Here is a 22770-nt window from a genome sequence, read left to right as displayed (position 1 = left end):
CAGCCTAAATGCTCAACGAAGAGTCCAAAAGGATTCATTAAAACTCTAGGCAGGGTCTGAGTTCTTGGCATCAAAGAGACTTCGTATAAACACAAGCGCCAGGCCTAAGCCAATGAACCCAAAAGTAAATGTCGCCAAAAAACACACTCCTACAACCAAAGTTTTAAATCCTGTAGCAATGCTTTGAGCGATAGGAGAAGAGTAAACAGGAGGATGAATCGTGAAATACGCAACAATCCTTTTACTCAATTCCAAACAAAGCCAAGCGAATAAGCCACTAGTAATAGAGCCTGAAAGGAAACTCATCGGACCTTTTTGCACTTCATCACTTTGAGTGACTTGACCTGTCAAAGAAGAATTCTTCTCAACTGCATCAGTAATTTTTTTTTTAGACTCAGTCATTTTTCTCTAACAAAATTCCTTGTGAGATAAGGCTGCAACACCAACAATCAAAGCCTGCTGATTTAAATTCAGCAATATTTTGATTTAAGGCTGACTTCGCCTCTTCGAGCCCTGCAAAAAGAGCAAAGCAACTTGGCCCTGAGCCACTCATGGCTACCGACAAGGCTCCAGGCAATTCCTCTAAAAGGTTCAACGCCTTCTGAACAGCAGGAGTTATTGGAGAAACAACTTTTTGCAGGTCATTACGTAAAGGTGGTGGATTAGCAGCATCCAAAAGATTTAACCAATTTTGCTTCCTAAGGGATTCTCTACGAATTTCAAAATCGCTCTCTTTCAGTAAATACTTAGACCCATAAAGCTCCTTAGATCGCCCATACGCCAATGGTGTCGACACACTTACAAACGGATCTTTAAGCAGCAAAATTGCCATGGAATTGCATGATGAAGGAAGCATCTCCAAAATTTCTCCTCGACCAAAGCAAAGTTGTGTTCCACCTGTCAAACAAAATGGAACATCGGAACCCAACTTCGCTGCCAATGAATGAAGTTCTTGTGATGAAAGGTTTAGCCCCCACAGAGCATTAAGTCCAACCAGGGTTGCCGCCCCGTCACTAGATCCTCCAGCAAGCCCAGCCCCTATAGGGATTGACTTTTCAAGATGAATTGATGCACCAAGATCTTCACTCCCAAAACGATTTCGAAGTAAAGTAGCAGCCCTAATAATTAAATTCTCTTCATCAGTTTTAAGGCTTGGGTCATTACAACTAAGAGTTATCGAACCATCATTTGTACTTGTAATCTCAATTTGATCAAACAAATCAATACTCTGCATAACCATTGCTAATTCATGAAAGCCATCACTCCTTAGCCCTAAAACTTCTAAGTGCAAATTAATCTTTGCAGGGGCTCTGACCAGCAAAGAGTTCCTAGATAGATTTTGAGCTTTCATCATATTCATTGTTTTTGGTCAATTTGACCAGCACGGACCAAACCATTTGAAAAGGCCAACCAAAGCTCTGGGGACAATTCTTGTGGTCGCTTATTGAGATTAATGCCTACGCTACCTGCAACACTCTCTAAAACGACATGAGAGCAAAAGCCATTCAAAGAGTTTCGCAACATCTTTCTCCTCCCCATAAAAGCTCTACGAAGCAATCCATCTAAGTGAGTAGCTAATACTGGTTCAATCTGTTTCTCTGAAGGAAAAGGTTCTATAGAAATAACCTCCGAGGTCACTTTGGGTGGTGGCTGAAAGCATCGAGGAGGGACCAGACAAACTTTTCTACAATTAGCCATCAACTGAAGTCTTACGCTTAAAGCACTGAAATGGCTTTGGCCTGGCTTAGCTAAAATCCTTTCTGCAACTTCCTTTTGTAAAAGGAGTACTAATTTCCTAAACGAGATCTCTCCAGGTTTCCCCAAACGACCAAGTAATCGTTCAAGCAATGGTCCTGTGATGTTATATGGAATATTCGCCACCACTTTCGTAGAAGCCAATCCATCAGGTGGTATTAATGAAACACTTAAAACATCACCTTGCTGAAGAGTAAATCGAGATTTTTCAAACAAAAAACGCTTATACAAACCATCAACAAGATCCCTATCCAATTCAATCGCATGCACAGCCGCAGCGGGTGAATTCAATAAGCGTTCCGTAAGTGCACCACGTCCAGGCCCAACTTCAAGAACCCTATCTTGAGGTTGAAGGTCAGCCTCCACAAGAATTTGATCAAGTACCTTTGGGTCAATAAGCCAATGCTGACCAAATCGCTTACGCGATCTATGTCCTAGGAAAACCATCCCTACACACTACAAATTCAACTTCAAAAATGCATACTAAAGATCTTCTTCTTACCAAACCCTCTCAACCTCAAATCAAAAGACTGTTGGGCTGTTCCCTCCCCAACAAAACATGTCTACATACGCTGAAACCTGAAATTCCACAAAACAAATGACAACCTTATCCATATATCTCTTCTAAACCAATTCTAGTTTTTTCCAATTACCTCTATGTTTATGGTTACCCAACTAATAGTTCTAATCACTTCCACTCTTCTACTTCTTTTCTCATTGCAACCAAGTTGGAGCACGGCCATCGCTCTTGAGCAAGATGACAATATGAATCAACTGGAACTGCCTACAACCTTAAATCAAGATTTTTTAGACGACCTTCCCTTTGAACAACGACGTCAAGTACTTCGAGAAGAACTTAGGGAAGGGCAGCGAACCTCACCCACCCCTCAAATTGCCAAACGTTACAACTGGCTAATTCGATGAGCTTTGATCAAAATAGTCTTGAGCGTCTTCGCCAACTAGGACGGCAACTACCACAACCAATAAAACCGCCTATCTCCTCTAGCCAAATCAAACCCCAAACAAGCTCCAAGCTTCATGCCATTGAAACCGAGGAGGACCCCAATAATCTTTTTCGAGAACTTATGAATGCTAGCCCTGATGGCTCCGTTCCACCACACCTAATAAATCGTCTAAAAAAGACAGAATTAAAGCAACAAGAACAAACCCAAAAAGAGCGCATAAGCCATTTGATCGCCGAAGACAAACAACTTCAACCGCCTCTTCCAAAGATCCACCAAACCCAAGGGGGGCTCCAAAAAAAATCACAACATAAAACAAACCCAATAAAAGAAACTCTTTATGTTGACTTTGAAAGGCTCTTACTAGAAGACGAGGATGAAATTTAAACAAACTTAATCACAAACAATTGGTGCCAATAACATCACGCTATCGAATAATTGCTATTGGCAAAGTCCGAAAGGTCTGGATCCAAAAGGGAATCTCTTTGTACTTAAAGCGGATACCGGGACTAGCCATTACAGAAATCCGTGATAGTAGTCCTCAAAAAGAGTCCAGGGCCATCAAGTCTGCGCTAAAACACGATGAATTAATGGTAGTCCTAACAGAAGAAGGTGAATCACTCTCTTCATTAGCCTTTTCTCAACGCCTTCAAAATCTTGGATCTAAAAAACTTGCTTTTGTAATTGGCGGAGCGGAAGGGCTGACACCAGAATTGAAATCTATAGCCAACTGGAAAGTAAGCCTATCTCCAATGACTTTTCCTCATGAGATAGCAAGATTGCTGTTAATTGAACAACTTTATCGAGCTCACGCCATCCTCCAAGGCACCCCCTATCACCGATAAAAAGCGATCTCATTACTTCCCAATACATCTACCTAGAAATCTCTTACACAAGATCTTGCAGCCCCCGAGAGCAGTATTAGTTCAAATGTACTATAGACCCAGATCCTTGACTTGCCATGGAGCTCGTGTCGCCAATCTTGCCATTAAGGCGAAAGCGCCCAACGTTAGAACTTCCATTAACGAGAAAGAGCGTGCCAGCAGGCTTTCCCTCTCCTGCTGAAGACTACCTCGACACAGGCATCGACCTCAACAAGGAACTAATCAAACACCCAGCTAGCACCTTCTTTGCGCGTGTCAGCGGACATTCAATGAATGGGGCAGGCATTTATAACGGCGACCTCCTTATCGTCGACCGCAGCCTAGACCCAAGCCCTGGCCACGTCGTAATAGCGATACTTGATGGCGCATTTACTCTCAAACGACTTACCAAAAACAATGAGATTTTGTATTTAGAAGCAGAGCATCCCAACTACCCTTCAATTGACTTACGAAGTTACAAAGACATTCAAATATGGGGAGTAGTCGTGCACTCAATTCATCACATTGGGGCAACTATCTAAAAGAAACAAAGCTCTTCAATCTCTTTTATATCCATGATCAAGGCAACAGCCCTAATTGATAGCAACAATTTCTACGCTTCCTGCGAACAAAGTCTTGATCCAAGCCTAATGGGTCAACCAGTAGTAGTTCTCTCTAATAACGATGGCTGCATCATCGCTCGTAGTACAGAAGCTCGTGCCCTTGGAATCACCATGGGAGAACCATACTTCAAGGTTCGCAATAAACTAAAAAGATTTGGGGTCACGATCCGGAGCTCTAACTACGCGCTTTACGGTGACATGAGTCAAAGGCTAATGAGCTTACTCAAAGCCAATTGTGAAGAGCTAGAAATTTACTCCATTGATGAAGCATTTGCCCACACAAGTGGATACTCAAATAAAGACATGGTTCTTTGGGGACGTCAATTACGTGCATTAATCAGAAGAGACCTAGGCCTATCTATTTCAATCGGATTCGGTTGCAATAAAAGTCAAGCAAAGCTCGCCAATCATCTAGCCAAGTCATTACCAACAAATGCAGGCATCTTCGACTTAACTTCTACAATCAATCAAGATAATTGGCTTGAAACAATTGCCATCGAAGAGGTATGGGGTATCGGTCGCAAATTAGCCCGCCGACTACGTATTCAAGGCATCACAACAGCTCGACAACTACGAGACATGCCTAGTGGAATCATCCGGTCGAAGTGCGGGATAACAGGGATCCGGTTACAAAACGAACTCAAAGGAGAGACCTGTCTGCCCCTAACCCTTGAAACAGCCCAAAAACAAGAAACCTGTGTAAGCAGAAGCTTTAGTCATCCTATTAGTAGCCTCAAAGAATTGCGCCAAGCACTAGCCAGCCATGTTGAAAGAGCTAGCGAGAAACTACGTCGCCAAGCACAATTAGCAAACACCATCACAGCATTTGCACGTACGAGCTCCTTCCTTCCTGTTGTATACAACAAAAATGTCACTATTAAACTAGACACAGCGAGCAATGACACCGCAGTGCTAATGGCAGCAACGCTACCATTAGCAGAAAAAATCTTTCAACCACATATATCTCTACTCAAGGCTGGAGTAATAATGCAAGATCTACAAAGCACTGAGCATCTGCAACTACATTTACTAACACAATATTGTCCAGACAAACAACATAAGAGAGCTCGCCTCATGACGACCATAGACAAAATAAATCAACGCTACGGCAAACGAGCTATTTACTGGGCTGGATGTGGTCTCAATCCGAAATGGGGCATGCGTCGTGATCGACTAAGTCGCGCCTCAACAACACGCATAGAAGAAGTGCCAATTGTTAATGCATAAAGAAAAATTAGAAAAGATGGTTGCTAGATATTAAAGACCACAAAAATAAAAAAGAAACAAAGGAATCCTAAAAAATAGATTTATTATGGAAACCATGTAGAGTAGAGTACAAGCACTTACTAAGGAACCCTTCTCACAAGAATTAAAGATGGAGTTTCTCTTATTTCTAAGTTCTATAGACAGAGAAATACTGGAGTTAGTATACAAAGCAGATTTCAAAGTAGAAGAAAACACACCACTCTGCCTATTAGGGAAAAGATATTTTGGCTTCCTAAAAAGAGGGCAAAAGACAGTCGTAATATGCACCCGAAATGCAATTGATATAGGTGGTCATTCGATTCCTAAGCTGAACCATGATGAAGACAACAGCATGACTCCGATTTACATCAGACGGGCTTTAAGACACGAGGCTGTTCATGTCGCACAACACTGCAATAATGGCAAAACTCTAAATATAGTAAGTAAAAAGAAAATTAAAATACATCCTTTCAAGGAAAAAGCATTAGAAAAATCAACTAAGGTGTCAGGAAATAGAGAAAGAGAGTTAGAAGCCTACTGGATGGAAGACCGCCCAAAACTAGTAAAATCAGCCCTCATTAAATATTGTTTTTAGTAGGACTTAAATTTCCTTAAGGAGTTGAATAGCCATTTTAGGGATGCTTAAAACTAATACCATATAACTACCATCACAAGAAATGCCTATTTGATCACGAATTAAATCAATATGAGCCAAAGCCAAACCGCAAGTCTCTTCAAAAATAACAGGCATAGTTCCTTCATTGCCATACATCCGCTGCAAATCGCGGGACTCTCTAAAAACACCTCGTGCTTTATACAAACCTAACCTGTCAACCATCTGTGGCCATAGGTAATTAACGGTGTTAAATTTTGAGAGATCAATGGACGAAATATCAGTCATAAGGAACAGATCCTGCAAGTTTTCAAATATTAGGCAATTGGTCAATTGCACTCCGTATCATTTCAACATTTACTGGGATGACCTCCAGAGGGTCATGATTATCTAAATAAGAGTCGAAGGAAGTGAATCTTTGCAATTGAGGAGTATCCTCAAGATTCACAAGGGCGACCTCCCAATCTCCATCGGATGGCTTAACAGAAAGGTAAGACTGCAAAGCCTCTACTAAGTTATCACCATCACCAATAGACTCGCCATTCCAAATAGCTTGATAGAAACTCATTTCCAAGAAGTTGTATTACATCAATCTAGCCTATCTCCTTCGCCGAGGAATGTACTATCGTGCAAACAAAAAACGACTGGGCTAATAATAGTTAATAAAGACAAAAGATGGGTCGAAACATTTTAATCGTCTATGCTGATAGAGATTCATTCTCAGCAAAGCCTGCACACCGTTGCTGATCCAAATAATAAATATGTTTACGTTCAGTATAATAAAGGTCTTGAAAATGCAAGGCATCACTATTTAAATTTTCGAACATATTCTCTATACGTTTTTCCATATCAATTAACTCCCGAGGTCTATCACGCTCTTCCTCAATTAGAGAGGCAATGCATTTTTCTAGTGTTTCTATTCGCTGTCCAGACCAAGCCTCTAAAAGATGCCTGCATCTTTTTAAAGACTTTTGACGCTCCAATACTGCTGCGGTACCACGTAAAAAGGTCATTGGATTTTCCATCGCTGCTAACTGAACTTCACCTGGCTCTAGCAGAGTGGTTAAACGAGATAAAAGAGAACTGTCCTGAACTAAAAGCTGATCTGAAAGCAGGTTAATTAGATCAATATCAACAAGTTCATCACCAGAATCATTACCTCTAGTAATCTCTTCGAGTAGATTTGCTCCTAAATTAAGCACTTCTAGTTGAGTTATTGCAACCCATAGCAATCGATGATGCTGCATAGCAAAATCTTCGAGTTCCCTCTGCCGAAGTTCTCTGCGGATTGTGGCCCGATGATTAGGACAGTGAAGATATAAACGAAGGATATCTGCCTCACTTCTTTCTCTCAGAGTGCATTCACCAGGCTGCTCATTACGAGTAGAGCGACCGTGCCATCGATGACCCTTAACTTGTTGGCGAAGATCCTCCTCAAGTTTTATGGCTAATCGACCATGACCACCACTTAAACGCTCCGCAACCCGCTGTAAATAATGAGTACGAACAGCGGACTTAGGCAATTTGCCTAAAAGATCAACTAAAGCGGCCACTGAATGCTGAAATTGATCTGGCCGAGTCAAGTCCTTACCTTCTAGTACTTGTTCGATTTGCCAATCCAACCAAAGAGGAGCCTGGTCCAGAAGGGCTCGATAATCGCCTGCTCCATGATCCTTTAAAAATTCATCAGGATCTTTTCCAAGCGGTAAATGAAGGACACGCAATTCAAGTTGGCCTTGCATCGCTAGCTGCTCAACTTCACCAATAGCTCGATTCGCTGCACGAATCCCTGCTCCATCTGCATCAAAATTAAGAACAATTCTTTTACTCTCACTACAACGACATAACTGAGTTATCTGCTGACTGCTAAGAGCTGTGCCCAAAGAAGCAACAGCATTATTTACTCCTGCTGCGTGTAAAGAAATGACATCAAAATAACCTTCAACAACGACTGCTCTGTCATTTTGTCGAATTGCTTGAGCAGCACGATCAAGACCAAAAAGATTTTTACCTTTATGAAATACCTCAGTTTCTGGAGAGTTTAAGTATTTAGGTTCTGTTCCATCCAATGCTCTTCCACCAAAAGCAATTACTCGACCTTGGCGATCATGTATTGGAACCATTACTCGGTTTCGGAATCTGTCATAAAAGCCACTGCCACCTTTTCTAGCTACAACAAGCCCTGCTTCAACAAGGATCTCAGGAGAGATGTTCTCAACTTGTTGAAGGTATTTAAGTAAACCATCCCACTGATCAGGAGCGAACCCAATCTCAAAGGTCTCAATAGTTGAATGCTTCAGGCCTCTTTTTTTGAGCAAATATTCCAATGCCGAAGAGCCAAAATTTGCCTTCAGCTGACTTCGGAACCAACCCGAAGCCAAAGTAAGTGCACGATAAAGACTCTCTCTACGAGATAATTGCTGCTTTAGACGCTCTTGCTGAGGCCCTTCAACCGTCTCAACTGGAAGCTGGTATTTTCTAGCCAACTCCAAGACCACTTCACTAAAGCTTTGGCGTTGGAACTCCATCAAAAACTTGATGGCATTTCCACCAGCCCCACAGGAAAAGCAGTAATAAAACTGCTTCTGCTGAGAAACCGTCATAGAGGGTTTACTGTCATCGTGGAAAGGACAAATCCCAACCAACTCCCTTCCTTTCTTCCTTAGGACAACATGCTCACCAACTACATCAACTATGTCTGAGCGCTCTTTAACAGCCTCAATAGTTCTCTGGTGTAATCGAGGTAATAACATCGCAGCATTCTGGACCTGGGGAAGCCATTGGTCCACCCCAAAGAACTAGATCTCTGAAAAAAACAACAAATCAAGCCTGTAGGAGGAGAATCCAAACTTGTCAGCACTAAGCCAGAGAGCTTTCATACGAAGACTATTGCCTTCATTACAGACAACAAACAAAGAAGAAAGAAATGGCTCCTTGGCTCTAATTGGAAGTGCTCTTGCCTTTAGCCTAATGACCGTTTGCGTCAAACAACTAAATGGTCGTCTACCGGTATCAGAAATAGTTTTTATAAGAGCAATTATTAGTTTCACTATTACAAGAGGAATGCTGCTAAAAGCAAAGGTATCGCCTTGGGGGCAACAAAAGACTCTACTTTTTATACGTGGAATCCTTGGAACCGCAGCATTATTTTTTGTCTTTAAAGCATTAGAACTAGTTCCCTTAGCATCAGCGACAGTAATTCAATACACATACCCAACATTTACAGCTATTGCTGCATTCTTTCTCCTTGGAGAGAGGTTGCGCAAAAGGATACTGATTGCTGTCTTAATAGGGTGGCTTGGAATAATAATGATAGTTAATCCAGAATGGATAAAATCCACATCAGAGAGCCTACCTACGTATGCAGTTTCAGTTGCTCTAACTGGCGCTCTTCTCACATCACTAGCTTATGTTTGTGTAAGAAAACTATCAAAAACTGAACACCCTCTAGTGATTATTTATTACTTTCCACTTGTATCGTTACCACTAACATTGCCATTTTTCATTGGAAACATAGTTTGGCCCACAGGCCTTGAATGGATATGGCTAATCGGAGTGGGCCTTTTAACGCAGTTAGGGCAAATCTGGATAACAAAAGGACTAAGTTATCTACCGGCTGCAAGGGCATGCGCAATAAATTATATACAGGTGGTATTTGCAGCAATTTGGGGAGTAGTATTCTTCAAAGAAGCCCTAAGCCTATGGGTAATAGTTGGCGCAATATTCATTCTCGGATCAACACTTATAAGTTTAAGCGCGAGGAATCCAGGCTAATTAATAGCTAGAAATCAAGGCGTCATAGGCTTGAGCCTTATAAAGAAATATTTGCAAACTAGACCATGAAATAGATTTTACATTTATCTCATAAGTTACACAAAAAAATTAAATAAATAAATATGTAATTATAGGTAGATAAACTTTTTAAGCAAACTAGAACTCAAAAGAGCCAAAGTGGTACTAGATTAGAGGGAGAAATCATAAGTTCAAGGCCCCTGCTGGAATGTATTGCTCATGAAAAAAGCTTTTTTGGTTCTAGCCTCTTGCCTCGCGACACTAACCGCAACTGGAATTGGGGGAGGGATTTACCTATCCAATTCCCAAGCAAAAAGCAATAACTTAAATTTTACACAAGCAAAACAAAAACTAATATCTGAAAATTATCAGCCTGGGTACTCGACTTCGCAAACATGTTCAAGGAATGAGTACAGAGAAGAATATGTACCAGGGACAAGAAACTCTCCTGGCTATGTTAAAGCCTGGAATGAAACAATTGAATTCCCCTGCAATCAATCAAACCAGTCAAGAGCAAATCAACCAAGACAAGTAAATACAGATACAAATGATTGCAAAGAGGGCACAATTATTGGAGGACTCTTAGGAGGCGGCCTGGCTACCAAAGGGTCTAGGGGCAAAGATCGTTGGTGGGCTATACCCGCAGGTGCAGTAGCCGGTGCAATGCTTGGCTGTCAAATAGATGGTGGATAAAGCATGTCAACAATTTGCCTGTCAATAATTCTCAAATAAATAAAGCGACCAAAACCTAAAAAACCAAGTTGACCTTTGATAGAACAAGAATAGCCAAGCTTATTATTCTAAAATCTACTGAAAGTCAATATAGCTATTATTTATCTATAGGCAACGGATATAATATCCACTCTTGGGAGTTTTTACCCTTTAAATCGAGTCTCCTAGCAAGTTTCCAACTTTGTTTTTGCTCTCCTTCCTGAAGGTATAGCTCGAAAGGGGTCTTGAACTCATTCTGGCCATCAGACAAAAGTAAATCAAAATTACCTCTAAAAAAAAGAAAATGCTTGTCGCCTAGTTCAAAAACTTTCTTCTCTTGGATATTCAAGTGTCTAATCCTTGGTGATATCTCTCGATCAAAACCTAAAGGTCCTTTCAAAGAATTCTGAGTTAACTGCACTTGTAAAGCGAGGGCATCTAAAAGAATATTGTTAGAGGGATTTGCGTGCATTCGGCATCCGCTCAAGGCTAAAGAAACACACACGAAACAACCAATAAGCAAATTCAATGAAAAGTATCTGCAAAAAGAGAAGGATTCATAGAGAAAATCGAAGAAATACGGCAGCATGGCTGTATAAAGAGCAACCTCATGATTGGCTGGCTGCAAGGAGAAAAAATAGAGTTGTGGAAACAGGGAGCACGTGAAGGGGTGCTTCTAAATTGTGGCGGAGTTGGATACGAGATTCAACTCACCCCAAACCACTTGAGAAATATCCAGTCTCAAAACACTCTAATTATTTGGATTCATCAGATAAACCGTGAAGATGGATATAGCCTCTTTGGCTTTCCTAACAAGGAAGATAGGAATCTTTTCAGAGCTTTAATCGGAGTGAGCGGAGTTGGGCCTCAAATAGGCCTTGCCCTACTAGCCGTATTTACCTCAAATGAATTAGCTCAAGCAATAACTCATGGCGACATTCAAACTCTCTCAAAGGCCCAAGGTGTAGGGAAAAGGACAGCTGAAAGGCTTGCTCTAGAACTCCGCAGCAAACTTTCTGAATCGTTTTTCAACCCCAATCAAGAACGAACTCTTAAGCAAGTTGACATGGAAACCAGTCCATTGGATCCAACAGACTTCCAAGAATTGAAAGAAGCACTTAAAGGGCTGGGATATGAAGAATTAGAAATAAGCCTTGCGATACAAGCTATAAGACCAAAACTTGCAAGCAGAGACAAAGATTCTTCAACAGATCAAAGGAGTATTAAGCAAGACACTGACGAATGGATTCGAGAAAGCATAAAGTGGCTAAGCAAAGAAGCTGCTTAAAAGCAACCGCAAGGAGCTAAATTGGCTTTTTAACCCTGAAACACTCTCCGCAAGCATGTCGTTAGATACAACTGAAAAGCAAGCACTGATCAATTCTCATCAGAACCATCCCACTGACACTGGATCTGTAGAGGTTCAAGTCGCAATGCTTAGCGAAAGGATCTCCAAGCTAAGTGGTCACCTTCAAGCCAACTCCCATGACTTCTCTTCAAGACAGGGTTTGCTCAAGATGATTGGCAAGAGAAAACGTCTTCTCAACTACGTTAGAGATAAAAGTGAAGCAAGATATTCAGACCTAATCAAAAAACTAGGTATACGTGGCTAAGCCATAGAGATCTCAGCCTTTTTATTCATTTGGTTGGTGAAATGACTGAATCCCCCAATAAAAAATCCTTCTTATCCGAAGGCCCCCAATCAAAAAAAAGAAAAGAGCGCTCACCCCAAAAAGCACCCAAGCTTTCAAAAAAGATTCCCAAATCAAATAAACAGTCTGGTATACCAAAATCTATTGCGAATAGAATGGCCAGGAGAGTTGTTTTAACAACAGGATTGCCAACAGTTACAGGGATGGGAGTTTTTATCCTTAGCTATATTTTAGTAACCAGGGGCATAGCAGATGTGCCTCCCGCTTTAACCCTAATCACGTCCGCAGCGTGTTTCTTTATAGGCCTTGTGGGCCTTAGTTATGGCATCCTCTCCACTAGCTGGGAGGAAACAAATGGGAGTTTTTTGGGCTTTGAAAATATAAAGCCAAACATTTCAAGAATGCGTTCTGCCTTTCAAATGCAAGACAAAGAGAAAACCTAACTCAATCATTGCAAGAATAACTATCTTATTTAATTATCAAGCGACTAAAAGACGTTCACTAAAACGCGCATTAAAAGCCTGATCTTCCAAAGAACTTAGTGCAGCACCTGCATCCCCAACACAAAACTGATGTCCTAACCTTACATAACGGATATTTGTCCCTTGCCGAACAGCTGCCACAACTGGAACCTTAATTCCAAAGTCATCATTTGCAGGACGATGACGATGTAGACATTCTCTAAGTCGATGCTGAACTGTAATATCACATGCTTCATCAGGTAATAGTTCAATAAGTAAGAGCTGCAGATCATCAATAGCGCGACAATCATCAATAATTAACTGCACTCGATCGTCACGTTTATCGACCGATGCCCAAACCAGTAGACGAGATTCCTGCACAATATGGTCTGATAAGCGTGCATAGCTCTTGGGGAAAACCACCCCTTCACAACTACCGGAAAGGTCTTCAATTTGGAGTATTGCCATTCGATCACCCTTGCGAGTAGTCACTTCTCGGATAGAAGAAACCATTACTATTGCGCTTACCTTCGTTTTATCTTGCTGTTCATCAAGGTTGGCCAGTCCTATGGGGGCAAGCAATTTGGCAGGAGCTGTCAGCTGCTTCAGTGGATGATCTGAAAGGTAAAAGCCAACAAGCTCTTTCTCAAGTTGCAATCTCTTTGTCGGGGAATAGTCATCAACAGGAGGCGCCTTGGGTGCTGTACTTAAATCTGTCGAAGAGTCTTCACCTACTGTTCCAGCCATCAAGTCAAATATATTTCCTTGTCCACTCAACCGATCACGCGCTCGTGAAGCAGCCCAATCTATAAGCAGATCCATGTCTGCAATCAGTTGAGCTCGATTTCTTTCTGTATCCAGCACATCGAGCGCACCGCAATGAATCAATGACTCAAGAGATCTTCTATTTAATAGGTTCAAAGGAATACGGTCACAAAGATCAGCAAGGGATTTAAAAGGTCCACCTTCATCACGAACAGAGATCAATTTTTTAATTGCCCCATCACCAAGATTTCGTACTGCAGACAACCCGAAAAGAATACGGTCACCATCAGGAGTAAAATCAATATCAGAAACGTTTACATCTGGAGGGACAACCTCAATACCAATTGAATTGCAGTTAGATATATATCTCTGAACCTTATCTGAAGATCCTGCATTGACTGTCAACAATGCTGCCATATAAGCAACAGGATAATGAGCCTTAAGGTAGGCAGTTTGATATGTAACTGCACCATAAGCAGTTGAATGACTCTTATTAAAGCAATATTCAGCGAACAAAACCATCTGATCAAATAGTTGATTAGCAATCGATGCATCTACTGACCGTGACGTAGCACCAGAAACAAAGTTATCTCGGTGCTTCTGCATTTCTGAGACTTTTTTCTTACCCATTGCTCTTCTAAGCAAATCAGCTTCTCCAAGGCTGTAGCCTGCAAGGTCTTGAGCAATCTTCATAATTTGCTCTTGATAAACCATGATCCCATAGGTTTCACTAAGGATTGGTTCCAAGGCTGAATGTGAGAAATCTATAGTCTCTCGACCATGCTTACGGTTAATAAATCTAGGAATCAAACCAGCATCTAAAGGGCCGGGCCTATATAAAGCCAATATTGAGGATATATCTTCTAAAGAGGATGGTTTTAAGTCACGAACAATTTGTCTCATACCAGTTGACTCTAATTGAAAGATACCTTCAAGATCACCCCTAGAAAGCAATGAAAATGTATCCATATCATTTGCTGGAAGTTGATCTGGATCAATATTTTCGCCTTCAACCTTATTAACCAATTCAATTGTTTTATCAATCATAGTAAGGTTCTTCAAGCCCAAGAAATCCATCTTCAACAATCCCATAGACTCAACATCTTCCATAAAGTATTGCGTTATTACCTGACCATCATTATTTCTCTGTAAAGGAACTAATTCATCAAGAGAGTCCCCAGCAATTACTACTCCAGCAGCATGTACACCAAAAGTTTTATTAGTTCCTTCTATTCGAATAGCCATGTCTACCCACTTTGCTATTTGCTTATCTTTCTTATACTTATCACGAAAATCAGTATTAGGTGAGTTTTCTCCAATCATCTCAGAGAGCTTGGCTGGTTTTCCTCTAACTACAGGAATAAGCTTTGCTAGACGATCTGCGTCTCCATAAGGTATATCAAGTACTCTGGCTACATCCTTTAAAACAGCTTTAGAAGTCATCCTGTTGAAAGTTATTATTTGAGCGACCTTGTTATCCCCGTATCTCTCTGTTACATAATCAATCACTTCTGCTCTACGTTCGATACAAAAATCTGTATCAATATCTGGCATAGATTTACGTTCTGGGTTCAAAAACCTCTCAAACAACAATCCATTACTTACGGGGTCAATATTGGTTATACATAATGCATATGCGACCAAAGAACCAGCAGCAGAACCTCTACCAGGGCCAACAGGGATCCCTTTTTCTCTGGCAAATCGAATATAATCCCAAACGACTAGGAAATATGTAGGAAATCCCATTTGTTCTATAACATCAATTTCGTAGGATAGCCTCTTATAATAATTATCTTTTTGATCTATCAAACCAGACGCTTCCAATCTTCTATCAAGGCCCTTTTCAGCAACTTCTTTTAAATAACTAAGAGGAGTGTGACCTGAGGGGACAGGAAATATCGGCATCTGATACTTACCCAATATTTTGTATTCCTCCACCTTTTCCGCTATAGAAACTGTATTTAGAAGAGCCTTATCTATAACTTTTGAAGGAAGGTGATCTGCAAAAAGTCTATGCATCTCATCTTGAGACTTGATATACTCAGTACCTGTATATCGAAGACGTTTTTGGTCAGTTATCAACTTTCCGGTAAGTACACATAGCAAGGCATCATGAGCCTCAACATCATTCTTTGTTAAATAGTGAGCATCATTAGTAGCAATCAATTCAATATCAAGCTCCTTAGAGATACGCGCCATCTCTATGTTTACTATTCGATCTTCTATAGATCCATGATCCTGAATTTCCAAATAGAAATCCCCGCCAAATATGCTTTTATACCAACGAGCAACTTCTCTTGCTACATCCAATCTTCCTCTTAAAATTGCTTGTGGAATCTCTCCTCCTAAGCAAGCAGTGGCAACAATCAAACCTTCGCTATGAGCCTTTAATAGTTGCTTATCAATACAAGCCCGAGAGAAGATTCCTCTGCCTCTCATCCCTTGAAGATGACTAATGCTAGTCAACTTAACCAAGTTCTTATATCCAATGTCATTCTTTGCCAAAACGACAAGATGATATCTACGCTCTTTCTTAGGTTGGGGATCATCTATAGAGCCATTCACTACATACATCTCATTACCAATGATTGGCTTTATATCTGATGCCTTACAAAGTTTTAATAGCTCTATAGCCCCATACATCACACCATGATCAGTTAATGCCAATGCGGGCATCCCCAGCTCTTTAGCCCTGCGCACCATCTTTGGTAGCTGGCTAGCGCCATCAAGAAGGCTGTAGTCGCTGTGGTTATGTAGTGGGACAAAAGACATGCCTCACCTTAGCCATAAACTCAACATAGAGACGCCCAAAGACACAAAGACGCTATATACAGTGCTTTGCGTGATTTATTTGATGAAAGGGCCTTTCACTGAATTCTCTCTGATTTCAGCCTGTTGCTCAAACTGATGTGCCACCCGTAACAAGCGAGCCTCGTCCAAAACATTTCCTATCAGCTGTAAGCCAATTGGAAGGCCAGACTTATCGAATCCACAAGGAACACTTATTGCAGGGAGACCAGCAAGATTGGCCGGAATAGTTAGTAAATCTGCCAAATACATTGCCAATGGATCCTCTGAATGTTCTCCAGACTTAAAAGCCGTTGTTGGAGAAGTAGGTGTCAAAAGGACATCTACAACATCAAAAGCCTTCGCGAAGTCCCTGCGAATAAGAGTACGGACCTGCTGTGCCTTCTTGTAATAAGCATCCACATATCCAGCAGACAATGCATAAGTACCTATGAGAATTCTGCGCTGAACTTCACTCCCGAACCCCTCTGCTCTGCTACTGGAAGTCATATCTCCAAGGGTTTCAGCGCCTTCTGCTCGATAGCCATACTTAACACCGTCATAACGAGCCAGGTTTGCGGAAGCTTCTGAAGGCGCAATGACGTAATAAGTAGCGATGCCATCAATGAAACGTTCACAACTTATCTCAACCAATTCAGCGCCAAGTGATTGCAAAGTGTTTGCCGCTGCCAATACAGAGTCCTTTACCTCAGCATCCAACCCATCTTGTTCAAAACATTGTCTAATCAAGCCAATTCTCAAACCTTTCAAAGGTTCATTCAGAGTTGCTCGATAATCAGGAACAATGTGATTTAAACAAGTCGAATCACGAGGATCGTGGCCTGCTATTACATTTAATAGCTCTGCAGAATCAGCGACCGATCTAGTAAACGGTCCTACTTGATCTAAAGAGCTTGCAAAAGCAACTAAACCCCAACGACTAACACGTCCATAGGTTGGTTTTAAACCAACAACACCACAAAAAGAAGCAGGCTGTCGAATTGACCCACCAGTATCTGACCCCAAGGCAGCAAGACATTCTCCTGAAGCAACTGCTGCCGCACTACCCCCGGAACTTCCGCCTGGGACTCTAGAAATATCCCAAGGATTTGAAGTTGAACCAAAAGCAGAGGTCTCAGTTGAACTACCCATCGCAAACTCATCGAGATTTGTTTTCCCTAACAAAATTGCGCCAGCCTTCCAAAGTCTTTCAGTGACTGAGGATTCGTAAGGGGCAATAAAGTTTTCAAGCATTTTGCTTGAACAGGTAGTTCGAATGCCTTTCGTACAAAGATTGTCCTTAATTGCTAAAGGAACACCTGCTAAAGGGGGAAGATCCTCTCCTGCAGACCGGGCTAAATCAATTTGATCTGCATCCGCCAAAGCCCTCTTAGAAGTAACCTCCAAATAAGCATGAAGAGTGGAATCAACCTCTGAAATTCGCGCAAGATAAGTTTCTGTCAATTCCCTTGCAGAAACCTCACCTTTCTGAAGTTGTCTTCGCCATTCAGCTATATCCATATCTGCATGAACTAATGGGAAGGTTTGACGCTATCAGTCCAGACCAATCTTGCACTAAAGAGTGAGAGGCTCACGACGTCGACAACGAAGCATTCTGTGATTAACAGGAGGAGATCCTTCAAAAGAAAGATCATCCATAAAACTTGACAGCTTCCTTTCAAGACTGTTCCTAGTCAAAAAAGGTCCAAACCAATAAGTCACTTTTGGCTCACGGGTTTCCACAACAGCCCACCAGGCCAGACCAAATTTATTTCCTAGGCTGCGTAGCACCCTCATGGGGCTCATAAGTGCAAGAGCATCTACTTTATATTTTGCCTCATTGGATTACTTATCGAAAGGTTGCGAAGAGCCTTCCGTATCCAAGACATAGGTTTTTAAAGATTAATGCTCTGGTCAAAATGGCAGGGATTTTGATCTGGAGCCAATTCAACTTGAATTTCCTTTGAAGGATCTACTGAAGAAGGATGGTGCATAAGGTCACTCCCTAACAACTCATTTTCTCGTTTATAAGCTTTATCTTCTTTAGTAGTAGCTGTGTTCTCGGGGTTCAACTCTTTGGGATTTGTCTTGTTAAAAGACTGATCAACAATTTCAGATTCTGGAGAAGATGGGCATTTCGCTCGAATCAACCTTGGGGAAGGTGCCTGCCCGGTAATTTCTTTCATCCATCCTCTTCTTGCTACCTCATAAAGAAACATCGCAGTTGCAACTGAAGCATTAAGGCTTGGAGTTACACCTCGAAGAGGAATCCGCACCAATTGATCGCAATGGCGTCTGGTAACAACTGATATACCTTGATTTTCTGAACCAGTAACAAGAACAAGCGGTCCATCTATATCAACCTCTGAGATGGTTGTGTCACCTTGCTCAGCAAGACCAATGACTCGATATCCAGCGTCTTTCAAGGTCTCTAATGATCTATTCAGATTTACTACGCGTGCAACAGGAAGATGCTCAAGAGCACCTGCAGCAACCTTTGCGACCGAACCGGTAAGGCCTGCACTACGCCGCTGAGGTAACACCAGGCCATGTGCACCCAGAGCTTCTGCTGAACGAACAATTGCCCCTAAATTTTGAGGATCCGTAAGCCCATCCAGAGCAAGTAATAAGGGAGACTCTCCTACTTCACTGCAGCCTTTGATCAAAGTAGCCAAATCCAAAGTTTCAGCTGCAGCTGTCTGTAGCGCAATGCCCTGATGAACACCACCACTAGTCAACTGTCCTAAACGTGCCCAACTAACCTCTTCAACTAAGACTCCTAACGATTTAGCGTCTCTTAAAAGCTGAAGAAATTTTGGAGCACTACGCAAATCAGAAGTGCACCATATTCGATGAATAGGCCTTCCAGATTCCAAGACAGCTTGTGTCGAGTGACGCCCCCAAATCAAGTCATTTGAGGACCTTTCAGAGAAAACATTTGCCTCAGGGCTATTAGATGACTCTTGCCTTGTGAATCCAGAACTTTTTGGTTTATCGAAATTTTCAGATTGATCTCGTATGAATTGTCTGCCACGCCTTCTTTGATTGCCTGGTCGAACAAAGCCTTCTTCATGATTAGTGCCCCTTCTTAAACCGACTCCGTTAGAAGCTCGACCTTTTGAAGATTTAAAGGGAGTCTTTTTGTCTTGATTGCGCCTATTAGGTCGATAGTTCTCTTGCTTTGCCCCCTCTGAAAAATCCGAAGGGCCATCCACACTTCTCCTAGAGCGATAACCCCTATTAGCGGAAGGAGAAGCCTCAGACATAAATCTTCGTCGCGAAGATGAACCATTGCCAGTTTTCCGACCACCTCCAGAGCTACCTGGACGCGAAGAATCTCGGAAAGGACGATTAGGGCGGGAACTCATGGAGAAAAATTAAGCTATGGCTAACCTTTGTCGGTCTCCTCCAGTCGATCCAAGAGCTGCGCAAGCCGCACCGGATTCTTCAAAAAGAGCCAGCCAACCATTGTCTCAAATCCTGTTGCTTTCCCATAAGTAGCAGCTTCTAAAGAACGAGGCCCTCTGCCTGCATTATTTCTCCCTCTTCTCACTAAATCCTTTTCCAAGTCCGATAGATAAGGGTCCAAGATTGCAAGGGCTGAAGCTTGAGCTGATGCCTTCACTTCAGAGACGACAGCAACATGCAACTCACGTGTACGTCCTGGCCTCTGACAAAGTCGCAATCTTTGATGTAATTCCCAAACTGCATCTCCCAACCATGCGAGTTGACGCGTTCCTAAATCAACTGACAAAGCTGTTGGCTGTTGAGCTCGAATCCAATTACTCAAGCGTTTAATTGCTTTAGAGCAGTTTGAAGATCAGGCTGCAAATGAAGAAACTCATCGAGCCTAACCAATTTGATTGTTTGCATAACTCGTGCATTCCCAACCACTAAAAAGGAGCGTTTAGTGCCGTTGCAATTTTTTGCTACGTGAACCAAAGCTCCAAGGCCTGAAGAGTCAAGAAAATCAATATTGCTCAAATCAATAATCACTGACGATGTATTGGTTTGAAGCACATCTTCTAAATAGGTCGAGAACTGCTTCTCGGAATAAGCATCGAGTTGCCCTGTGAAATGGAACACAAGAGAACCCTGGCGTCTCTCAAAACCACCACGAAGCGAAACTGTGAGTTTTTGCAATTCGGTAATGGGGTTAGTCCTCCTTAACCAATCGGATGAAGTGTAGTGATCTAGAAGGATATGAACCACGATTCAACGTCGTTGTTTCATCAGAGCAACAAAACGAGCAAAATGATGATCGGCGTCATGTGGTCCAGGACTCGCCTCAGGATGATATTGAACTCCAAGCACTGGCTGATCCCTAAGAGCTATGGCCGCAACAGTTCGATCATTAAGATTCAGATGGGTCACTGAAACATTCTTAGAAGACAGTGAATCGGCATCTAAAGCAAAGCCATGGTTTTGACTAGTTATCTCAACTCTGCCCGTAGTACCACATGGATGGTTAAGGCCTCGATGACCATATGGGAGCTTAAAAGTTCTTCCACCAATTGCTAGACCCAAAATTTGATGACCTAAACAAATCCCAAAAACAGGTAGATCATTCTGGTTAAGAAGCTCTTGAGCCAAAAATATGCCACTTTTCACTGCAGCAGGGTCACCAGGTCCATTTGAAAGGAAAACTCCCTCTGGTTGATAAGACAAAACTGTTTCGATATCAGTGCAGGCAGGCAAAACTGTTACCTCACAACCATGGGCGACCAGACGCTCAAGGATTGATCTCTTAATGCCAAAATCAATTGCTACAACTCTGAATGGATCTACATCACCTTTCCTTATCCTTTTGTCGAAGGAAACAGAACAAACAGAGTCCCATTTATATGGAATATCAGTAGTTACTTTGTCTACCAAATTAAGTCCTTCCATTGGGGGTATTTGCTTCAACTCCTCAAGAAGTTCTACTGGAGAACGTCCGTCACTACTGATCAATCCGTTCATGGAGCCAAGCTCTCTAAGGTGCCGAACAAGTGCTCTTGTATCTACACCAGATATTCCTACAACTTTATGTTCCAAAAGCCAAGATTCAAGATTATTTTGAGAACGCCAGTTACAAGCTCTAGGAGAAAGTTCGCGGCAAATTACTGCTGCTACATGAGGGTGAGAAGACTCTTGATCATCGGAATTAACTCCAGTATTCCCCAATTCTGGATAAGTAAAGGCAACCATTTGCCCGTAATAACTTGGATCAGTAATGACTTCCTGATAACCAGTCATACCGGTATTAAAAACTACTTCTCCAAGTGCGTTTCCCAAATAACCAAAAGCCATGCCTTCGAACAAAGTTCCATCGGCCAAAACCAAATATGCTTGATTGTTTGAAGAGTTGTTCATCTCCCTGGGTTATAAACCAAAGAACAAAAAGTAATGAGCCCAAATAACATCTCAGGATTCCTGCTTAATCGAGAGCCAAACGAAGTTGCTGCAATTTTTCCCAAGGTCTTCCCTCCGCCAAAGATTGATTCGCAACATCAAGCCCTGACTTAACATCATTGTGCAATCCTGCGGCCCAAAGCACCAGGGATGTATTAAGTGCAATCACATCCTTTTGGGCTCTTGTTCCACCGCCTTTAAGAGCAGTTTCAAGGATCTCTTGATTTAAGGCTACGTCTCCTCCTTTTAATTCCCTAGAACTTGCATTACTCAATCCCAACTTCAGGGGATCAATAGAAGACTCTTTGATTTGACCATTTTCAACAAACCTCAGCTGACTAATCCCTTCAAGAGAAGCCTCATCCAGACCACCAGCCCCATAAACGACTACAGCCCTATTCAAACCAAGCCTGCAAAGAGCCTCCGCCATTGGGTCAAGCAATTCTGCTCTTGCGACGCCTAGAACCTGAGATTGAGGCCTCAGAGGGTTAACGAGAGGACCAAGAAGATTGAAAACTGTCCTAACCCCAAGGCTTCGCCTAAGAGGGGCAAGATTAACCAAAGCAGGGTGCCATGCAGGAGCGAACAAAAAAGTCACACCTGTTCTAGATAATGCAGCAACAACTTGTTGTAAGGGAGCTTTGAGGTTTATTCCAAGCCCTTCCAAGACATCAGCAGAACCAACTTTCCCACTAGCACTGCGATTACCATGCTTCGCTACGTTCACCCCACAAGCAGCGGCTGTAAATCCAACGGCAGTTGAGATATTAAAAGTTTCGGCACCATCCCCACCTGTTCCACAGGTATCGACCATAGAAATATCAGGCCTCTCACAGGGGAGAACGCATGCTGATCTCAAAACCTTTGCCATTGAAGCCAACTCCTCACCATTTACGCCCTTAGATCTAAGAGCCGCCAGAAAAGCACCGGTCTGGACAGCGGAGAGATCCTCCTTTAGCCAGGCTTCCATAAGAGCTTGGGCTTGATCCGCCAAAAGGTGTTCTCCTCGTAGAGTTTTCTCGAGGATGGAGGGCCAAGACGTTTGATCAAGTGGCATTAGATCTGAAAAAACCCGGGTGCTGCGCACTCCGGGCAAGGTAATGGGGACCAGTCCACTATCACTCAAAAAATGAGAACTGGCGAGTAA

26 protein-coding genes are annotated in these 22770 nt (G+C 42.2%); 11 read left to right on the top strand and 15 right to left on the bottom strand.

The genetic code is table 11. The features are described 5' to 3' along the window. Positions 1-45: 45 nt before the first annotated feature. From SOI83_RS00490 to rsmA, 3 genes are read right to left on the bottom strand one after another with little or no spacing between them, the layout of a single operon-like run. Complete coding sequence (locus SOI83_RS00490; RefSeq protein WP_414153419.1) at positions 46-402, bottom strand: DUF3082 domain-containing protein; 357 nt, start codon at positions 400-402, stop codon at positions 46-48. Continuing rightward, positions 395-1360: a 4-(cytidine 5'-diphospho)-2-C-methyl-D-erythritol kinase gene (ispE, locus tag SOI83_RS00485; protein WP_320676620.1), complete on the bottom strand. Its 966-nt coding sequence runs from the start codon at positions 1358-1360 to the stop codon at positions 395-397. The genes SOI83_RS00490 and ispE overlap by 8 nt, the downstream gene beginning before the upstream one ends. Continuing rightward, complete coding sequence (rsmA, locus tag SOI83_RS00480) at positions 1357-2202, bottom strand: 16S rRNA (adenine(1518)-N(6)/adenine(1519)-N(6))-dimethyltransferase RsmA (protein WP_320676618.1); 846 nt, start codon at positions 2200-2202, stop codon at positions 1357-1359. Before rsmA ends, ispE begins: the two co-directional genes overlap by 4 nt. A gap of 210 nt (positions 2203-2412) precedes the next feature. Between rsmA and SOI83_RS00475 the strand changes: the two genes are divergently transcribed. The 6 genes from SOI83_RS00475 (at position 2413) to SOI83_RS00450 (ending at position 6043) form a co-directional block, all read left to right on the top strand. Beyond that, the gene (locus SOI83_RS00475) at positions 2413-2679 is read left to right on the top strand and encodes a hypothetical protein (protein ID WP_320676616.1); all 267 of its coding nucleotides are present in this window, start codon (positions 2413-2415) and stop codon (positions 2677-2679) included. Further along, on the top strand, positions 2676-3104 hold the full coding sequence (locus SOI83_RS00470) for a hypothetical protein (RefSeq protein WP_320676615.1): 429 nt from the start codon (positions 2676-2678) through the stop codon (positions 3102-3104). Before SOI83_RS00475 ends, SOI83_RS00470 begins: the two co-directional genes overlap by 4 nt. Positions 3105-3127: 23 nt before the next feature. Further along, on the top strand, positions 3128-3562 hold the full coding sequence (locus SOI83_RS00465; protein ID WP_320676614.1) for a 23S rRNA (pseudouridine(1915)-N(3))-methyltransferase RlmH: 435 nt from the start codon (positions 3128-3130) through the stop codon (positions 3560-3562). 116 nt (positions 3563-3678) lie between these two features. Beyond that, entirely contained in the window at positions 3679-4122 is a 444-nt protein-coding gene (locus tag SOI83_RS00460; protein ID WP_320676613.1) for a translesion error-prone DNA polymerase V autoproteolytic subunit, read from the top strand. Between the two features lie 33 nt (positions 4123-4155). Continuing rightward, positions 4156-5430, top strand: a complete 1275-nt coding sequence (locus SOI83_RS00455) for a Y-family DNA polymerase (RefSeq protein WP_320676612.1) — start codon at positions 4156-4158, stop codon at positions 5428-5430. A gap of 148 nt (positions 5431-5578) precedes the next feature. Beyond that, on the top strand, positions 5579-6043 hold the full coding sequence (locus SOI83_RS00450; RefSeq protein WP_320676611.1) for a serine hydroxymethyltransferase: 465 nt from the start codon (positions 5579-5581) through the stop codon (positions 6041-6043). 6 nt (positions 6044-6049) lie between these two features. On the opposite strand, the gene SOI83_RS00445 is transcribed toward SOI83_RS00450, so the two are convergent. The 3 genes from SOI83_RS00445 to dnaG all read right to left on the bottom strand — a co-directional run bounded on the left by SOI83_RS00445 (position 6050) and on the right by dnaG (position 8814). Continuing rightward, complete coding sequence (locus SOI83_RS00445) at positions 6050-6349, bottom strand: hypothetical protein (RefSeq protein ID WP_320676610.1); 300 nt, start codon at positions 6347-6349, stop codon at positions 6050-6052. Positions 6350-6371: 22 nt separating this feature from the next. Next, positions 6372-6629, bottom strand: coding sequence for a hypothetical protein (locus tag SOI83_RS00440; RefSeq protein ID WP_320676609.1), 258 nt, complete (start codon positions 6627-6629; stop codon positions 6372-6374). 130 nt (positions 6630-6759) lie between these two features. Then, positions 6760-8814 (bottom strand): DNA primase, encoded by a 2055-nt coding sequence (gene dnaG / locus SOI83_RS00435; RefSeq protein WP_320677766.1) that lies wholly within the window; start codon positions 8812-8814, stop codon positions 6760-6762. Between the two features lie 136 nt (positions 8815-8950). On the opposite strand from dnaG, the gene SOI83_RS00430 reads away from it, so the two are divergent. Further along, positions 8951-9835 carry a DMT family transporter gene (locus tag SOI83_RS00430; protein ID WP_414153454.1) on the top strand — a complete coding sequence of 295 codons (885 nt, stop codon included), beginning with the start codon at positions 8951-8953 and terminating at the stop codon, positions 9833-9835. A 237-nt stretch (positions 9836-10072) separates the two neighbouring features. Next, complete coding sequence (locus SOI83_RS00425) at positions 10073-10546, top strand: glycine zipper 2TM domain-containing protein (RefSeq protein WP_320676607.1); 474 nt, start codon at positions 10073-10075, stop codon at positions 10544-10546. Positions 10547-10682: 136 nt separating this feature from the next. Here SOI83_RS00425 and SOI83_RS00420 read toward each other — a convergent pair whose 3' ends face one another. Beyond that, positions 10683-11036, bottom strand: a complete 354-nt coding sequence (locus tag SOI83_RS00420) for a hypothetical protein (protein ID WP_320676606.1) — start codon at positions 11034-11036, stop codon at positions 10683-10685. Between the two features lie 138 nt (positions 11037-11174). Here SOI83_RS00420 and ruvA point away from each other — a divergent pair, with 138 nt between their 5' ends. From ruvA to SOI83_RS00405, 3 genes are read left to right on the top strand one after another with little or no spacing between them, the layout of a single operon-like run. Further along, positions 11175-11852: a Holliday junction branch migration protein RuvA gene (ruvA, locus tag SOI83_RS00415; protein WP_320676605.1), complete on the top strand. Its 678-nt coding sequence runs from the start codon at positions 11175-11177 to the stop codon at positions 11850-11852. Between the two features lie 55 nt (positions 11853-11907). Beyond that, a complete protein-coding gene (rpsO, locus tag SOI83_RS00410; protein WP_320676604.1) occupies positions 11908-12177 on the top strand; it encodes a 30S ribosomal protein S15 in 270 nt (89 codons plus the stop codon). A gap of 41 nt (positions 12178-12218) precedes the next feature. After that, on the top strand, positions 12219-12659 hold the full coding sequence (locus tag SOI83_RS00405) for a PAM68 family protein (protein WP_320676603.1): 441 nt from the start codon (positions 12219-12221) through the stop codon (positions 12657-12659). Positions 12660-12695: 36 nt separating this feature from the next. Here SOI83_RS00405 and SOI83_RS00400 read toward each other — a convergent pair whose 3' ends face one another. The 8 genes from SOI83_RS00400 to trpD form a co-directional block, all read right to left on the bottom strand. Then, positions 12696-16214, bottom strand: coding sequence for a DNA polymerase III subunit alpha (locus tag SOI83_RS00400; RefSeq protein WP_320676602.1), 3519 nt, complete (start codon positions 16212-16214; stop codon positions 12696-12698). A 75-nt stretch (positions 16215-16289) separates the two neighbouring features. Continuing rightward, on the bottom strand, positions 16290-17750 hold the full coding sequence (gene gatA / locus SOI83_RS00395; protein WP_320676601.1) for an Asp-tRNA(Asn)/Glu-tRNA(Gln) amidotransferase subunit GatA: 1461 nt from the start codon (positions 17748-17750) through the stop codon (positions 16290-16292). 54 nt (positions 17751-17804) lie between these two features. Continuing rightward, positions 17805-18026 (bottom strand): DUF1816 domain-containing protein, encoded by a 222-nt coding sequence (locus SOI83_RS00390; protein ID WP_414153418.1) that lies wholly within the window; start codon positions 18024-18026, stop codon positions 17805-17807. A 98-nt stretch (positions 18027-18124) separates the two neighbouring features. Next, complete coding sequence (gene rlmB / locus SOI83_RS00385; protein WP_320676599.1) at positions 18125-19597, bottom strand: 23S rRNA (guanosine(2251)-2'-O)-methyltransferase RlmB; 1473 nt, start codon at positions 19595-19597, stop codon at positions 18125-18127. Between the two features lie 20 nt (positions 19598-19617). Continuing rightward, a complete protein-coding gene (locus SOI83_RS00380) occupies positions 19618-20019 on the bottom strand; it encodes a Mini-ribonuclease 3 (protein WP_320676598.1) in 402 nt (133 codons plus the stop codon). Next, positions 20016-20432, bottom strand: a complete 417-nt coding sequence (locus SOI83_RS00375; protein WP_320677765.1) for an STAS domain-containing protein — start codon at positions 20430-20432, stop codon at positions 20016-20018. Before SOI83_RS00375 ends, SOI83_RS00380 begins: the two co-directional genes overlap by 4 nt. Positions 20433-20444: 12 nt before the next feature. Continuing rightward, the gene (gene carA, locus SOI83_RS00370; RefSeq protein WP_320676597.1) at positions 20445-21584 is read right to left on the bottom strand and encodes a glutamine-hydrolyzing carbamoyl-phosphate synthase small subunit; all 1140 of its coding nucleotides are present in this window, start codon (positions 21582-21584) and stop codon (positions 20445-20447) included. A 64-nt stretch (positions 21585-21648) separates the two neighbouring features. Continuing rightward, positions 21649-22680: an anthranilate phosphoribosyltransferase gene (gene trpD, locus SOI83_RS00365; protein ID WP_320676596.1), complete on the bottom strand. Its 1032-nt coding sequence runs from the start codon at positions 22678-22680 to the stop codon at positions 21649-21651. Between the last annotated feature and the right edge of the window lie 90 nt (positions 22681-22770).

Source organism: Prochlorococcus sp. MIT 1300, from assembly GCF_034092375.1.
Classification (GTDB): Bacteria; Cyanobacteriota; Cyanobacteriia; order PCC-6307; family Cyanobiaceae; genus MIT-1300.
Note: the sequence above shows the minus strand (reverse complement) of the source record. Positions and strands in the feature narration are given on the sequence as shown.